Source organism: Ruegeria sp. PrR005, from assembly GCF_010500245.1.
Taxonomy (GTDB): Bacteria; Pseudomonadota; Alphaproteobacteria; order Rhodobacterales; family Rhodobacteraceae; genus Ruegeria_B; species Ruegeria_B marisflavi.
Map to the genome: position 1 here is coordinate 97,497 of NZ_JAAGOX010000007.1, position 16,719 is coordinate 114,215.

The following is a 16,719-nucleotide window of genomic DNA, read 5'->3' on the forward strand; positions in this document are numbered from 1 at the left end:
GAGCGGTTTCCGATCAGTTTAACACGGCAATCGACAGGTTCAGCGCCGCAGCGAAGGCCACCCATGCAGCGTAGGGGACAAAGGCCAGTGCCGATACCCGGTCGGCTGTCCAGTGCTCGCGAATGAACATCACGATGACCCCGAGCAACGCCAGGATTATGATGAACGCGATCCAGGGTTGCTGCACCACGAAAAAGGCTGGGGACCACAGGAAATTGAGACCCAATTGCAGGCTCCAGAGTCGCATCGCCGACCCCGGGTGGCCCGCTTCCCACGTCCGCCACCCGGCCATGGCGATCAGCAGATAGAGCAGGGTCCAAACCGGTGCGAAGATCCAGTTGGGCGGGTTGAAAGGCGGCTTGTTCAGCCCAGCATACCACTCACCCGGCGCGGTGAGCGTGCCGATGAGAATGCCGCCACCAACAACCAGCAGCACGAAGGCGATGCGCGTGAGGGTCTTGGACATCTGTTCTCCATCGGTTGAGGTATTGGTTGTCCTTAGGTCGACGCATGTTCGCTCGAACATTGGCAGTGTCTTGACTCCAATGCTAGGTCATTCCCGGGTGCAGTCAGGCGTCATCGCGAAGAAGCGTTCGAACCACCCACCTGCTGGGTACAAGTTGCCGCACGTCTTCAGCGGGCGAGAACGGGCTGGCTGTCGGGTCTATTGACGCGATCTGTCGGGGTGGAAGCCTAACCACAATCCAGAGCAAATCGGTCGCTTGAGACCTTTTCCCAGATGGTTGCGCGCATCAGCTCCGAAACCCCAAGATCCGGGATCGATTGCACCAAAGAAGCATAAACTCTAAAGCTTTGACCAAAGCAGAAGAGGCCAAAGATGTCTGAGATTCCGTTCCTTTTCCGTCCGCTCGAACTGCGCGGCGTTGAAACCCGCAACCGGGTCGTGATCTCTCCCATGTGCCAGTATTCTGCCCATGAAGGTCATCTGGATGACTGGCACCTCGTTCATCTTGGCCGGTTCGCGATCGGCGGTGCGGGGATCATCTTCACCGAGGCGACGGCGGTTCAGAAGGGTGGCAGGATTACCCATGGCTGCCCCGGCCTCTGGACCGACAGCCAAATCCCCGGTCATGCCCGTGTCGCCCAGTTTGCTTTGCACAACGGCGCCATTCCAGCGATTCAGCTCGGGCATGCGGGCCGGAAATCGAGCATGCAGCGCCCATGGTTCGGCAACGGACCACTCGATCAGTCCGACCTCGACCGAGGCGACATGCCCTGGACCCCGGTGGGCCCCTCGGCGATCCCGGTCGCCGAGGGCTGGCCTATCCCGCACGCGCTTAGCATTCCGGAGATCCGGCAGCTGGTGGAGGACTTTGTCGCCGCCACCCGGCGCGCCCTTCAAGCTGGCTACAGGATCGTCGAGATCCATGGCGCCCATGGCTATCTGCTTCACAGCTTCTTGTCGCCGCTCTCCAACAAGAGAACCGACAGGTATGGTGGCGACCTGCAGGGCCGGATGCGGCTAGCCTGCGAGATTGCCGAGGCCGTTCGCGCAACGCTTCCCGACGATGTTCCGCTGTTCTTCAGAACGTCGGCCGTGGATGGGCCTCCGGATGGTTGGACGCTTGAGGATACTGTCGTACTCGCCAGTCGGTTCAAGGAGATTGGCGTGGACGTTATGGACTGCTCGTCCAGCGGAATTTCCGGCGCGGCGACTGCAGGTGCAGGCAGCAAGCGCCAGCCGGGCTTCCAGGTGCCCTACGCCGAACGGGTCAGAAAAGAAACCGGCATGCTCGCCATGGCCGTTGGTCTGATCACGCACCCTGTACAGGCGGAAGAGATCCTAGAGCGTGGACAGGCCGATCTCATCGCAATCGCCCGCGAGGCACTGGTGGACCCGATGTGGGCGCTTCACGCTGCGCGTGACCTGGGCCACGACACGGTTTTTGCCAGCTGGCCGAAACAGTCCGGCTGGTGGCTGGCCACCCGGCAGAAGACTTGCGAGTTCTACAATCCCGACAGCCCCGCGAGTTGAGCCATCAAGGTGTTTTGAATTGCGCTTCAAGCCGCTGTTCCGTGCTTCGACGGCCAGCGCAATGCTGCAACCCAAGAGGGGTCTGACAACTCAGGGCCTGTATTGCCCAAAGCGTGAAGCGTGAGTGCAAACTTAACGTGGCGACAGCATTTCGAAGGCACATCTTGTAGCATCGCACACCCCCACTTGCTCACATTTCCCCGTGGGAAAAACGCCGAATCCGCACGGGGTTTTGACGCGGTAAATTCGTGTTTGTGGGAGAATCTCAGAGCCTTATCAAAACCCGGATTTTCACCCGGTTTTGCCGGTGCTTTTTGGGCGTTCTTTCTTGGCCGACAAGTCTCTCTTGGCGTTATCACTTGTATTTCGTTTGACGCTTTTTGCGCCATCATAACCATGATCATCAGACGGATTCCAGCACCCCTGCAACAACGACAAGGGTTTGCAAAGCCACCCCTGAGGCAAGACAACAACCGGACACATCGCCAGTTCAACGGCACTAACAAAGCTGGACTCTGCTGACCTTCAGACGGGCCTGATCTGACAGGCGTATTCCAGGTAAAAGGAACCTACGCGAAACACGCGTGAGAGAAGAGAAGTCGTGTGCGTCCAGACCATAACCTTGTAGGGAGCGTAACATATGCGGTGTATCGATCGTGCTCGAAGATCAAGCTCTGCTCGAGTCTTGGAAGAACTTTCCTCTGTCGAGCAGGCTCTGCCATAGGGGCTGAACTTCCCCGGGAACTTCGGCTCGCGACCCTAAAGGAAATCAATCATGTCACTGCGCAGCGATGCCATGATGGTGTTGTTCTATGATATCGATGGCGACACGGCTGATCATGATGACTGGCATAGCTATGAACATTTCCACGAGCGCCTTTCTATTCCGGGCTTCTTGCGTGCAACCCGATGGATTTCGACAGATGTCGGGCCGCGCTACCTGGTGACCTACGAGGTCAGCAGTTTAGATGTTGCGACCTCGCAGCCTTATCTTGACCGGCTCAATGACCCTACCGAGTGGACCCGGGATATGATGCCGCGTTTCCGGGGCATGACGCGCGGCTTCTGCAGTATTCCCTTTAGCATTGGTTTCGGCCTAGCTGCTGCCGCAGTGGCACTTCGCTTCCAACCATCGTCAGGGCAAGAGACAAACCTTTCACAATGGCTGGCCACCGAGGTCTTGCCGCCGATACTGGATCTGCAGGGCATTGTGGGTGCGCATTTGCTGCGACCAGCCGCACCGCCGCCAATGACACAAGAACAGGCCCTGCGCGGAGCAGACACTCCATTGCCCTGGCTGGTCTTGGTGACCGGGTATGACAGGGCGGCGCTTGACGTGGTCATTGCCGAGCACCTTGCCCGGGACAAGCTAGGCATGATGGGCGCTTCAGAACTGAGGCTTGGCCATTACGTGCTGCACTTCACGGCGGATTCAGCTGAGATTGCCCGAACCCCATCAATGCCAGTGTTGACGACGCCGGGACGCACTAGGATCCCCTGAGGTAGACCATCGTTGACGCAGTTGTTTACTTACCAACGTCAGAAAGCCAATCACAGCCGAAGAGATCTCTGCTTGGCGTGTGAAAACCTTGCGAGCCAATCTGCACCGTCCCAGTCGGATGCAGGATTTGTATGAAATTCTCCCATAGTTTGCTATCCTTGATTGAAACGTAATTTAGCTTCCAATTTCTTTGAGTGTTTTGGCTTGGGTGTTCCCCTTGCCAAAAGGGAGGGGGAAAATTTCATGGCCAAGTTCAAGGGCACCAATGGTGACGACGCGCATGATGGCTCGGCGCTAGATGACGATATCGACGGCAAGGAGGGCAACGACACCCTGAACGGTCTCGGCGGTGATGACATCATTCGCGGTCAGCACGGTATGGACAATATCGACGGCGGCGACGGTAACGATACCCTGGTCGGTCATCACGATTCCGATACGGTCCGCGGGGGCGACGGCGATGACGTGGTGTTTGGCGATGTCGGCGGCAACGGGCCGGGATCGAGCTACTGGAACAGTTCCGACGGCCCCGGGGACGGCGACAGTTCCGACGACCTGGTCGATGGCGGCGCAGGCAACGATTATGTCTTCGGCGGCGGCGGCGATGACGAGGCGATCTATGACCTGACCGAAAACGCCGGTGCCATGGACTATTACGCCGGCGGCAGCGGCATCGACACGCTGACGCTGACCATGACGCTCAGCGACTGGTTCCGCATCGAGGTCCAGAACGATATCGCCGCCTTCCTGAATTTCGTCGCGGCCAATACCGATCCGCTGACCGGCGAGGCCAACGGGCAGGGGTTCGACTTTGCGGCCTTCGGACTGACCGCGCGCGAGTTCGAGGATATGCGGGTCTTTGTCGACGGAGTCGAGTTGAGCCCCGAGGACGACCCGGTCACCGCCAATGACGACAGCGCCTCGCTGACCGAGGATGATGGCGATACACCACTTGGCAACGTGCTGGACAATGATGTGGTGCCGGACCTGGTCTACCAGGTGGCGCTGGTCCCGGGACCTGTCAAGGGCATCCTGACTTTCAACCCAGGCACCCCGGGCGCGCCCGACGGCAGCTTCAGCTATGATCCGAAGGGGGAATTCGAATATCTCGCGGTGGGCGAAAGCGAGGATGTCACCTTTGTCTACGAGGTGACGGATGCCAATCGCGACACTGATCAGGCCACGGTGACGATCACCGTCGACGGGGTGAACGACGATCCCGACGCCAATGACGATGCGGTCACGACCGGCGAGAACACCGCCGTCACCGTCGACGTGCTGGCCAATGACACCGACGTGGATACCAGCGACACCCACACGGTCGACAGGGTTGAAATCGCTTCGGGCCTCGGCTCTGTCTCGATCACCGGCAACCAGGTCCATTGGGACCCGGGCACCGATTATGACTATCTCGCGGTCGGTGAAAGCGCACTGGTGGTGATCGACTATGACATGTCGGACAATAACGGCGGCACCGACAGCGCCGAGCTGATCATCACCGTCGACGGGGTGAACGACGACCCCGTCGCCAATGACGATGTGGCCACGACCGACGAGGATACGCCCGTCGATATCAACGTGCTGGCCAATGACACCGACGTGGATGCCAACGACATTCTGATGGCCTCCGCCTTCTCGGCCCTTCATGGCACGGTGGATCTAAACAATGACGGCTCGCTGCGCTATACGCCGGATGCCAACTACTTCGGATCGGACACGCTCAGCTATACCGTTTCGGACGGGAATGGCGGCACCGATACGGCCGAGGTGGCCATCACCGTGAACCCGGTCAACGACCCGCCGATCTCGCTCGACCTGCCAGAGGTGGCGAACGAGGCGGACGGGCCGTTCTACATCATCCAGCTGGACGATCAGGTTCTGGATGTGGACGGCGACAACCTGACCTTTTCCTTCATCAATATCGACCGTGGCGCCACCCCGATCCCGTTCGAGGTGTTCGGCGCCGACAATGAATTCATCCGGATCAATGTCGAGGCGCTCGGGCTGGACACAGGTGACAGCCTGAGCACCCAGTTCCGCTATCTGGTCAGCGACGGCAACGGCGAAACAGATACCGGTTTCGTACCGCTGACCATCAATGGGGCCGATGACGCGCCGCCACCAGCAAACCGGGCGCCGCTGGCCAATGCCCCTAGCGTCGACGCCAACGAGGGTGGCGGCACCATCGTGATCCCGATTTCCAGCTTTGCCAGCGATCCCGATGGCGATGCATTGCTTGTGACCGCGCTGACCGGCACGGTCATGGGGGTACCCGGCAGCAACGTCGCCTTCAGCCAGAGCGAAGGCAATATCCTCATCGACCCCAGGCAATTCTTTGTCCAGGAAGGCGAACCCGTGCCCGAGGATTCCGGCGACCTGATCCTGTCGGGCGGTGAACTGGCCAACCTGGCGCTGAGTTTCACGGTCGAAGATCCCGCCGGGTTGAGCGCGTCCAACGTGATCACCCTGAACCTGACCGGGGTGGAGCCGGATCTCACACCCCGAAATGTGGCCCCGACCGCGCTGAACATTCCGGGCGCGCCGGGCTACCCGAGCGGCACCCCCGATTCCTCGGGGCCGACTCCGGGCACGGTGGAGGTGGATGACCCCGCCGTCACCACCTTCACCATCGATTTCGACGATCTGATCGGAGATCCCGACAACGGCCAGCCGGGCGATCTGGCCGACCCGCTGGTGGTGACTCCCGGCGATCTGGTCGTCGGTTTTGACGAAGCGACCGGCACACCGATCACGGTGGCCTATAGTTTCGACAGCGGCACCAACGAGTTGACCGTCACCCTGGCCGATTTCGGCCTTGCCGATGGCGAGAGCGTGCTGGCGAGCATGCAATACGAGGTCAGCGAAGGCCCCGACAGCACATCTGGCCAGATCGTGATCAATTTCGCCAATCCCGCCGATCCGGAGCCGGAATCCCGGGTGCTGGATTTCGAATCTTTCGCCGCCGATCCGGGCTTTGTCATCCCGCTGGGAACCCTGAACGCGCCGGTTGGCGGCGACGCCTTCGTACCGAATTACCAAGGCCTGATCTTTCAGGGATCGGCCGCGGTGATCGAGACCAACGAGCTGGTTGGCGGCAGCGGCCGCGATACCGGCGCCTCGGGACTCGTCAACGGCCAGACCACGCCGGGGGAGGATAGCCACAATGTGCTGGTCGGCACCTTCAACACGCTGCGGGTGCCGGTGACCGATCCGGTGACCGGCGAACCGGTTCTCGACCGCAATGGCGATCCGCTCTTCGAGACCGTGCAGGACAATGACTTCACCATGCTGGCGCCAGGCCTGAGGTTTGGTATCGGCGATCTCGGCCCCCTGGTGCAGACCGTTCTCGATGGCGCTGCGGTGTTGCCGCTATTCTGGGACAATGCGATTGCCAATCTCGGCAGCGATGGGTTCGATCTCGACGGGCTATCGCTGAACGCGGTCGAAAACGACAATGTGACCGTGACCATGACCGTCTGGACCCTGGGTGAGGTGCGGGTGGACAACCCGTTCAACTCCGCCACCGAAAATGTCCATGTGGGACTGGTCGCGGGGGACAGTTTCGACTTCGTGGTCAGCGCCTCGACCTCGGCGACAGAGATCGATTTCAACACCGTTGCCGGGCCGATCACCGATGTGAGCGCCTTTGACGACATCTATGCGATCAGCTTCGCCACCGATGATGGCAGCGCCATGGTGTTTGACGATATCCTGTTCACTGTCTGAAACAGGCTTGGGCCGCTCCGGTGGGAGCGGCCCGGGACCCGGACCCGCTCAGAGCAGCAGGTTGTAATACTCGGGCGAGCCGTCGATCTGCAGGCGGATCACCGCCTCGCCCTCGCCCTCGCCATCGACCAGCGCCCAGATGATCTGCCCCGTGGGGCGGTAGATCACAAACGCCTCGCGCATGCTGTCGTCGCCGGCCCGTTCGCCCTCGGCGTTCTCGGTATGGGCGAAATTCACCTGGAAATCCGCGCGCGTGGCGCTGCGGTTGCCAAAGAGCAGAACGTCCCCCTCGGCGGCGGTGAAATCCTGCACCCAGTCCGAGCCATGCCCCTCGACACCGACATGAAAGAACTTGTCGGCACCAGAGCCGCCGTTGATCCGGTCGTGGCCGAAACCGCCGTTGACGAAATCATTGCCGGCGCCGCCATAGATCAGGTCCGAAAAACTCGACCCGGTGATCACGTCATCGCCGTCCTGGCCCTGGATCTCGTCGACCCCGGCATCGCCCGCGATGGTGTCGTTGCCCCCCATCCCGAACAGCAGGTCGTTCCCCGGGCCACCGGTGATCCAGTCGTCCCCCTCTCCGGCATAGATGATGTCGCGCAGGTCGCCGCCGGAATTGCCCCCGATGAGGCAATCGTCCCCGTCGCCGCCATTGATCGTGTCCGACCCGTCGCCGCCGTCGATCGTGTCGTTCCCGGCTTCTCCGGCCAGGCGGTCGCTGCCACCATGGCCCTGCAGGACGTCGTTGCCCGCGCCACCGGTCAACCGGTTGTCGCCGTGATCTCCGGAGAGGCTCTCCCCCCCGGTCCCGCCGCCGCCGGTTTCCCCACCTGTTCCGCCGCCGCCAGTTTCACCACCGGTACCACCGCCTGTTCCGCCCCCGCCTTCCCCGGCGCCGCCGCCGTCCTCGACGGCGACATTGCCGGTGGGCAGGTGCTGGGCATTCAGGATCATGCCGGTCGTGAACATCTCGGGCGTCAGACGTATCCCGGAGGCACCGGTCAGTTCGACCCAAAGAGCGCCAAAGCGCAAGATCACACCGGTGCTGACCGACGCGAAGGTGACCTGCCCGATATCGTAGAGAAAGGGCAGGGTGGACAGGTCAAGCCGGTCCCGGCCGGGATCGAAATCCAGCACCCGGCCAAGCCGCCCCTCGGCATCGGCGCGCCCGGGACGGAAGACAAAGGTATCCGCGCCGCCACCGCCGCGCAGGCGATCGGCGCCGCCGCCCGAGATCAGCACATCGTTGCGATCGCTGCCGGTCAGTTCGGCGCCGCTGCCATTCCCTTGCAGGATCAGTCCCAGCGCGGAGAGATCGGCCCGGATCTGGCTGATCCCCGGCTCGGCCCCGGAACTGGTGAAAACCTGCAACTCGGTCCCGATCACCACAGCGTCCAGAGCGCTGATATTGGTCAGGGTCGCGGCCCGGCTGTCGGCGAGACTGTCGAGATGCAGCAACCGCCCGTCCGGCAGCAGCGCAAACAGGCTGATACCGTCATCGGCGCCCGCCGCCAGCACGAACTGCCAGTCGCCCCAGCGGGCACTGGCCAGCCGGGTGGCATCGTCGAACCGCGTCAGCCGGGTGTCGCCCACATGGTCGGTGGCGGTCAGCGTACCGTCGGAGCCGACCCGGAACACGCTCAGCGAGGCGCTGCCGGCAGCGGCCAGCACCGCAAAATCCTGTCCGGCCAGCCGCAGGGTCTCAAGTGCTGTCGGGGTGGCAAAACCGGGGCCCTCGGGGCCGCCCGCGCGGTCGAGCAGGGTCAGCCGCCCATTGCCCGCAACCTGATAGCTGAACAGGCTGCCGCCGCCCTCGCCGCCGGTCCCGGCGGCCAGCAGGACCCCTCCGGCGGTCAGCGCCAGGGCGGTAAACCCCGCATCCGCCTCGCTCACCCTGTTGAGCGGCGCAAGCTGCCCCGTGGCATCCAGCGCATGGGTGGCAATCTCATCCCCGATCCCCGGCAGGGCCACGACCACCGTCCGGCCGCCGAATTCTCCGGCGACCGCGGTGCGCGCCGCCGCGATCGGACTGCCGCCCGGCAGCATCGCCTGGCCTGCGCCGAGGCTTTCCGTCAGTTGATACGAGATCCACAAGGGCAGGCCGATGCCCAGCGGCACCACCCGGGTGCCGCCGCCGGTCTCCAGGGTCAGCAGGTCCACACCCGACCCGACCCGGCCCGGGCCGTAGGATTGCATCGACTCGAACCGGGCAAGCGTGCCGCCGGACAGGCGGAACACACCCAGCCCGCCGCCGGCCTCGGTTGCCGCCAGAACATGTGTCACACCACCGGCCTCGACCACCTCGAGATCGGCGACGGACACCTCGAAGGGCAGCCCGGACAGATCGAGCAGCCCCTGGAATTGCAAAGACAGCACCCCCGTGCCCTCCGCCCGTTTCACTCACCACGGGATGCAGGGTGGACGGGCTCAGGGGCGCCGGGCAGATCGGAAATGTGGCGAAACAGGGGAGGTTGTTGCCGAATTTATCCGCATTTTCAGTGTATTGACAAGGATTTCGCCTACCGGGCAGCATGACCCGGCAGGCCTGTGTGTCAGCTCAGCAGGTCGAAGACATCCGCCCCGATCTGGAGGTTGATCGACGACTGGCCTTCGCCATCGACCAGCGCCCACATGATCTGGCCGGTGGGCCGGTAGATGACGAAGGCCTCCATCACGTCGTCGTCGCCCGCCCGCTCGCCCTCGGCATTCGCGGTATGGGCGAAGTTGACCTGGAAATCGGCCCGGGTGGCCGAGGCAATGCCGAAGAGCAGCACATCGGCCTCGCCGGCGCTGTAATCCTGCACCCAGTCCGACCCGTGACCGCTGGCGCCCACATGGAAGAACTTGTCCGCCCCGGTGCCGCCATTGATCCGGTCGTGGCCGAACCCGCCGTTGACAAAATCGTTGCCATCGCCGCCATAAACCAGGTCGGAGAAGGCCGAACCGGTGATCACGTCATCGCCGGTCTGGCCCTGCAACTCGTCGACACCAAACCCGCCGGCGATGGTGTCATTGCCCGCCATGCCAAAGATCTGGTCGTTGCCCGCGCCGCCGTCGATCCAGTCATCGCCGCTGCCGCCATAGATCACGTCGCGCAGATCGTCCGGAGAGCCGCCGCCGGACAGCGAGTCATCGCCCTCGCCGCCATTGATCGTGTCCGATCCCTCGCCGCCGTCGATACTGTCGGCGCCGTCGCCGCCGCGCAGGGTGTCGTTGCCGCCGCCGCCGTCGATACTGTCGTCACCGCCGCCGCCATCGACCACGTCATCGCCGCCGCCCGAGGTCAGGGTATCGCCCCCGTCGCCACCGCTCAGCGTGTCCGAGCCGCCGCCGCCGACGGTGGTGCCCGGTTCGGGGAACAGGTCGTTGACTAGAACCGCCTGGTCGTCGAAGCCCAGTTCCTCGATCCCGACCAGCGTGTCGGTGCCCAGCGAGCTGACCACCTGGATCGCGCCCGAGGCCAGCTGGGTGATGGTCGCATCACCCCGGTTGACCCCCCAGAACTGGACGCTGTCGAAGCCCGAGCCGCCATCGATCGAGTCGTTACCGCTGTCGCCGACCAGGGTGTCGTCGCCGCCCCGGCCCAGCAGGGTGTCATTGCCGCCCCGCCCCCGGATCTGGTTGTTGCCACCATTGCCCGCCAGCATGTCGTTGGCTTCGAGCGAGCCGTTCACATCCTCGATCCGGGTCAGCGTGTGGCTGAAGGTGGTGCCGCGCCAGGTTCCGGTGGCGGTGCCCGCGGCCAGGTCGACATCGACCGCCTCGACCCGGTTGCGGTCATAGCGCACTAGGTCGCGGCCCGCGCCGCCGTCCAGCGTGTCATCGCCCGCCATCAGGATGAAACGTTCATCCCGGGCCGAGCCGGTAATCTGGTCGGCGTGCATCGAACCACGAAGCTCGCCTGCAAAACCGGTAACCGTGTCGGTACCGCCATGGCCGTCCTGGATGATGCCGGTGGCCAGATCGGCCACGATGCCGGCGGGCGAGGTGCGGTAATCCAGCCGCACGGTGCCGTCGCTGGCGCCGATGTTGATCCGGTCGCCGCCGCCCAGGCCACGCACCTGGAGGAAGCCGTTTGCCGCGCTGGTCACGTTCAGCGTATCGGCAAAGGATGTGCCATGCACGCCCATGCCGCCGCCCAGGATCGCCTCGGCCGGGTTCAGCAGGATGGTGGTGCCGCCCGCGCCCTTGTCGATGCGGCCCACATTGGTGGTGCCGTTGATATTGGCGGTGATCCCCGCGCTCAGCCCGTTGCCATGGGCAATGTCGACATAGGAGTCGCTGGTGCGGGTGTCCGACATATCCACCACATCCAGGCCGGTGCCGGGATCGACATAGGTCTCGGTATAGCCGCTTTCACCATCGATCAGCACCAGGTCGTCGCCAGCCCCGGTGCGCACCTCGTCATAGCCGCCGCCGCCGACGGTGACGTAATCGTTGCCCGCGCCGGTGGTCACCTCGTTGTCGGCCGGATCCATGCTGGTGACGGTTTCGCCGCCATGGATCATGCTGACCGGCGCAAGCGGGATCGAGGCGCCGGGCGCGAACGGGCCGCCGGTGATCGGGCCGGCGCCGGTGATGGTGCTCTCAAAGCTGTTCCAGGCCGCCACCGGGTCCGCGTTGTCGGGAAAGTCCGGCAGCAGGGCGCCGCCCAGGCGGAAATACCAATCCTCAGCCGGCTGGCCCGGCGGGCCATAGTGGAAGCTGATGAAGTACGTGGTCTGTCCGGCGAAATAAACCTGACCGGCATAGCTGTCGGTCTCGTCAAGCTCCGGCCCCAGCAGATCGACGCCCAGCATGCCGGACACATCGCCGATGATCAGGGGGAGCGGTTCATCGGCGGGGTCTGGCACCGGGTTTGCGGGGTTTTCGAACTGATAGATCAGGTTCGGCAGGGTCCCGTCCGACATGGTCACGGTCAGGGACGTGTCGGTGACACTGGTCACGTTATCCGCCAGGTCATAGGTGACCTTGTACCCCAACAATGTGTAGCGCGTCATATGCTTCTCCCCAGAAGTGAGTGTTTTTCTTGATCTATTTTCGCAAGCTCACGGAAGAAACTTGCAAAATCAAGTAATGGCAGGGCTGGGAAGGCGAGGTCGATCCAATCTGTTGCACGACGCCCACGCCCCGCACCCGTGACCAAACGCCTTGTCAATGATCTGGATGCTTGACGTTCGGGAAACCGCGTGTTTCCCTTGGTTTGTAATAAAAGATTTCCCGGCTGCGGTTCTTGTGATCTTATAGCGGGAGAGATTTTTTGGGTGATTTTTTCCGCGCCAGAATGGGCGGACCAACTGGATGGTGCTGCGGGCAATTATGGCCTGAAGGCGAGGCTGCGACACATCCGGACAAGCGGGTGCACGGTTCAGGCAGGCTTCCGCAGGATTGCACGGGAACTGGAGAGGGTCTTGTCCAGGGATGAGTTCCAATCGACACGGTCAGCGGGCATATCTGTCCGGCTTTGGCCTGTGCTGCGTTCCCGATCAACAGGCTCGCTGGCTGTCCGGTCGCTCGGTATCCTGCCGTTCTGCGTGTTCCTTGTCACATCGGCCACCGCGATGCCTGCCGGGGTGCTGGTACCAGGGTTCAGTCTTTTCAAGGCGTCCGCTTCGGGAGAGTGCGGCATGATGCAGGGAGCCGGTGCAATAACGTCGAAAGCCGCTTACGAGATTTGCACGCTGGATGCCGGTCCGGCGGCGTTCTCGCATCCGGACCTGCAGCGGCTCCACACCTTGCTGACGCCGGGCGAAAGCCGGGATGTCACCGACCGGTTCCTGCGCACGGACGAACGCTGGCCCTATACCGATGTGCGGGGGCCCGGGGCCAATACCAATCCGGATCTGCCCGATCCGTTTCGCGCGGCCTATCTGATGAAGGCGGCCGATCCGGCCTTTGACGGGCCGCTTCTGTTCATCGCGCCCGCCCAGATCGAACACAGCCTGGGGGCCGCGGCAGCCGACGAGACACCGCCCGATGTCTGGACCGTCACCGCGGGTCCCTATGCTCCGACGGTCTATGGCCGGGTCCGGACCAGGGACGGAGAGCTTGCGGATTTTGTCGCGCATCCGATCCAACCCGGCACAGAGGTTTTCGGCGCCGCCGAACGTCTCGAATTGAGCCGGATCATCCGCCGCCATTTTGGCGGCACATAAGACAATTGTAGAAAATTACGTTTCTAAAAGGGGGAAACACACATGGCCGGTACAACCAGTGTAACGCCAAGGACCACCAACACGACCCTGCGCGGGCTGGAGGGTGAAACGAAGTGGAGCACCACCTCGCTGACCTATGCCTTTGCCACCTCGGCGGACAGCGCTTCGGCAACCGCCGAATTCGCCGCGGCAGCCGGTGAAACGCTCAACTATCTCGATGCCAGCGACGCCAGTGAAAACGCGCAGCGGATCGCGGCGGTGAACGCCTTTACCGCGTTTTCCCGGGTGTCGAACCTGACTTTCACGGCGGCATCGAATTTCGCCGATGCAGATTTCAAGATCGTCGGTGTCGATAATTTCGGCGCGGGCGGGCGCTCGACCTTCCCCGGCACCAATCCCAAGGGCACATCGACCACCGATTTCGAAAGCTGGAATTTCTTCAACACCACCAGCTTCTGGACCACGCATACCACCGAAACCGGCGCCGGCAGCTATATGGGCCGGGTGACGATGCACGAATTCCTGCATGGCTTGGGCATCGCGCATCCGCATGACGACGGCCACGGATCGACGGCGATCTCGATCAATCAGAGCCCGCGCTCGACCACTGACAACCCGCTCGACAACGAGCGCTATACCATCATGTCCTACGAGCGGGGCGGCACCAATTCGAACTTCGCCCTCACCTATGGCCATGCCCTGACGCCAAGCGCCCTGGACATTGCGGTGCTGCAAAGCCTCTATGGCGCCAATACCTCGACCCACACCACCGATACCGCCTATAACCTGACCGACCGGGCCACCACCGCCTATGATGGCGACGGATCGGACGGCAGCGTGTCGATCGGGCGCGGCTTCTACTCGATCTGGGATGCCGGGGGAGATGGCGACTCGATCCGCTATGGCGGCGGCCAGCGCACGGTGATCAACCTGAACGCGGCCACACTGGATCCGGCCGGCAATGCCGATATCAACGAGCTGATCCAGGGGATCAAGAAATCCCAGATCTATTCCGATCTGCCGACCGATTTCAAACTGGAGTATCAGGGCGACGCCACCCATTCGGCTTCGGCCTATTATGCCGGCGGTTTCCTGTCGCGGGTGTTCACCAATTCCACCACCGGCGATTTGGGCGGCTATTCCATCGCCAATGGCGTGGTGATCGAAAATGCCGAGGGCGGCGCCAAGGGTGACCTGCTGGTCGGCAACACCGCCAACAACACGCTTGACGGCAAGGGCGGCAACGATGCGCTGTTCGGCTTCGACGGCAATGACACGCTCAAGGGCGGCGCCGGCGACGACGAGATGACCGGCGGCGATGGCGACGACCGGCTCGAAGGCGGCGAGGGCACCGATGTGGCAATCTTCTCCGAGGCCTGCCGCAACTACGAGATCACCCGCGACGACGCGACCGGCGTGGTCACCATCCGCCATACGGATGGCTCGATGGTGGATGGCACCGACATCCTGGTCGGTGTCGAGACCGCACGCTTCACCGATGGCGAGATCGACCTGACCGCCGAGGAGATCTCGGATTGTCCGCCGCTCGACTTCATCTTCCTGGTCGACCTGTCGGGCTCGTTCTTTGACGACCTGCCGAACTTCGTGGACTCGGCCAAGCAGATCGCGGCCGACCTGCGCGCCGAAAACCCCGATGTGCAGTTTGCGATCGCCTCCTTCGTCGACCGTCCGGTCAGCCCCTATGGCAGCCCGGGCGACTATCTCTACCGGGCCGAGCTGGCGCTGACCGATGATGTCACCGCCTTTGAAACGACGCTGAATGGTCTGAGTACGCTCAGTGGCAACGACCTTCCCGAGGCGCAGTGGGTGGGCCTGTGGCGGGCGGCCAACGGTGTCGGCCTCAGCCTGCGCGATGGCTCGTCACGGGTGATCTACATGGCCACCGACGCGCCAGCGCATTCGGCTTCGGATTACGGGCTGGACGAAACCACCATCCGGGCGTTCCTGGAAACCGAGGGGATCGATGTCGAAGGCTCCAGCCCGGCGGTCGCCCCAGGCACGGCCTCCGGCGCGACAGCCGGTTCCGGCAGCGGCGAGATGGATGAGCTTCCGGGCGAGGCCCCCGATGGGTATGATGGCGAAGGCGCCCCGCCCGAACTGGGCTCTTACGAGGATCTGCTGATCTCGGCGGTGGGTGACGCATTCCGGGATCTTTCGGCAATCCCGATCATCGGCACCACCTCGGGCACCGAATCCAGCTATCGCGAGGCGCTTGCCGGTCTGGGCAGCGAGGGTGTGGTCGTCACCACGACGCGCGACAGCCGCGACGTGGCCGATGCGGTGCGCGCGGGTCTCGCCACCATCGGCGGGTCGGTCACCGAACTGGGCACCGATGCGGGCGAGGAACTGACCGGGACCGAAGGGGCCGACGTGATCCTGGGCCTAGGCGGAAATGACACCATTCTCGGGCTGGGGGGCAACGACAATCTCGACGGCTCGGGGGGCAATGACTCGATCCTGGGCGGGGATGGCAATGACATCCTCAGCGGTGGCTCGGGCGACGATATCCTGGACGGCGGCGCCGGCGACGACACGCTGAACCCCGGGTCGGGCACCGACCTGCTGCTGCCGGGCGAGGGCCGTGACCTGATCAGCGGACCGGGCAGTTCACTGACCGGCGACCGGGTGGGGCCGGGCTTTGGTCCCGAGGATGCGATTATCCTGCGCAGCGAGACCCTGTTTGGCACACCGTTTCGCGACTTCACTCCCGGCAGCACACCGGACGATCCGGGAACCACCGGCCTGCTGCTGGACCTCGACGACGACGGCTCGCAGGAATTCGGCCTGTTCTTCGACGGCGACCTGACCGGCGCCGGGCTCGAAGCGCGGCAGATGGGTCCTGATATCGGCATCGGGATCTTCGACTTCACCGGCGGACCCGGCGATGACGATCTGACCGGCAACCTGCTGGACAACGTGATTACCGGCGATGCCGGCAACGACCGGCTGCTGGGTCTGGGCGGCAACGACACGTTGCGCGGCGGCGACGGTACCGACACGCTGAACGGTGGTGATGGCGACGACCTGATCGAGGGCGGCGCCACCGAGGCCGACCTGCGGGATCAGATCTTTGCCGGGGCCGGCAATGACAGTGTCGACGGTGGCCATGGCAACGACCAGATCTTTGGCCAGGATGGCAATGACACCATTGCCGGCGGCTTCGGCGTCGACGACTTGCAAGGTCAGAACGGCGATGATGTGATCACCGGCTCGGCGTTTTCCGACCTCGTGTTCGGCGGCGCGGGCGACGACTTCGTCAACGGCGGGTTCGGGCACGACCGGATCAACGGCGGCACGGGCGCGGACAAGTTCTTCCA

Annotated in this window: 8 protein-coding genes; 5 read left to right on the forward strand and 3 right to left on the reverse strand. The window is 63.3% G+C overall.

The genetic code is table 11. The features are described from left to right. Window positions 1-13: 13 nt before the first annotated feature. Window positions 14-466, reverse strand: a complete 453-nt coding sequence (locus G0P99_RS05005; protein ID WP_164128290.1) for a TspO/MBR family protein — start codon at window positions 464-466, stop codon at window positions 14-16. A 372-nt stretch (window positions 467-838) separates the two neighbouring features. Between G0P99_RS05005 and G0P99_RS05010 the strand changes: the two genes are divergently transcribed. The 3 genes from G0P99_RS05010 (at window position 839) to G0P99_RS05020 (ending at window position 7,223) form a co-directional block, all read left to right on the forward strand. After that, on the forward strand, window positions 839-1,996 hold the full coding sequence (locus G0P99_RS05010; protein WP_164128291.1) for an NADH:flavin oxidoreductase/NADH oxidase: 1,158 nt from the start codon (window positions 839-841) through the stop codon (window positions 1,994-1,996). A 775-nt stretch (window positions 1,997-2,771) separates the two neighbouring features. Further along, window positions 2,772-3,497, forward strand: coding sequence for a hypothetical protein (locus G0P99_RS05015; protein ID WP_164128292.1), 726 nt, complete (start codon window positions 2,772-2,774; stop codon window positions 3,495-3,497). A gap of 243 nt (window positions 3,498-3,740) precedes the next feature. Continuing rightward, entirely contained in the window at window positions 3,741-7,223 is a 3,483-nt protein-coding gene (locus tag G0P99_RS05020) for an Ig-like domain-containing protein (protein WP_164128293.1), read from the forward strand. Window positions 7,224-7,271: 48 nt separating this feature from the next. Here the strand turns inward: G0P99_RS05020 and G0P99_RS05025 are convergent, their stop codons facing one another. Together G0P99_RS05025 and G0P99_RS05030 are read right to left on the reverse strand one after the other, a co-directional pair. After that, on the reverse strand, window positions 7,272-9,602 hold the full coding sequence (locus G0P99_RS05025; RefSeq protein WP_164128294.1) for a calcium-binding protein: 2,331 nt from the start codon (window positions 9,600-9,602) through the stop codon (window positions 7,272-7,274). A 176-nt stretch (window positions 9,603-9,778) separates the two neighbouring features. Continuing rightward, a complete protein-coding gene (locus tag G0P99_RS05030; protein ID WP_164128295.1) occupies window positions 9,779-12,226 on the reverse strand; it encodes a calcium-binding protein in 2,448 nt (815 codons plus the stop codon). 627 nt (window positions 12,227-12,853) lie between these two features. On the opposite strand from G0P99_RS05030, the gene G0P99_RS05035 reads away from it, so the two are divergent. Both G0P99_RS05035 and G0P99_RS05040 read left to right on the forward strand, forming a co-directional pair. Next, entirely contained in the window at window positions 12,854-13,381 is a 528-nt protein-coding gene (locus G0P99_RS05035) for a hypothetical protein (RefSeq protein WP_164128296.1), read from the forward strand. A gap of 42 nt (window positions 13,382-13,423) precedes the next feature. Further along, on the forward strand, window positions 13,424-16,719 hold a 3,296-nt coding region (locus G0P99_RS05040), incomplete at its 3' end, for a M10 family metallopeptidase C-terminal domain-containing protein (protein WP_164128297.1).

What these genes read in the sequence shown, in the direction of transcription:
- G0P99_RS05005 (WP_164128290.1), bottom strand. Translation starts at nt 466, where the DNA reads ATGTCCAAGACCCTCACGCGCATCGCCTTCGTGCTGCTGGTTGTTGGT.
- G0P99_RS05010 (WP_164128291.1), top strand. Translation starts at nt 839, where the DNA reads ATGTCTGAGATTCCGTTCCTTTTCCGTCCGCTCGAACTGCGCGGCGTT.
- G0P99_RS05015 (WP_164128292.1), top strand. Translation starts at nt 2,772, where the DNA reads ATGTCACTGCGCAGCGATGCCATGATGGTGTTGTTCTATGATATCGAT.
- G0P99_RS05020 (WP_164128293.1), top strand. Translation starts at nt 3,741, where the DNA reads ATGGCCAAGTTCAAGGGCACCAATGGTGACGACGCGCATGATGGCTCG.
- G0P99_RS05030 (WP_164128295.1), bottom strand. Translation starts at nt 12,226, where the DNA reads ATGACGCGCTACACATTGTTGGGGTACAAGGTCACCTATGACCTGGCG.
- G0P99_RS05035 (WP_164128296.1), top strand. Translation starts at nt 12,854, where the DNA reads ATGATGCAGGGAGCCGGTGCAATAACGTCGAAAGCCGCTTACGAGATT.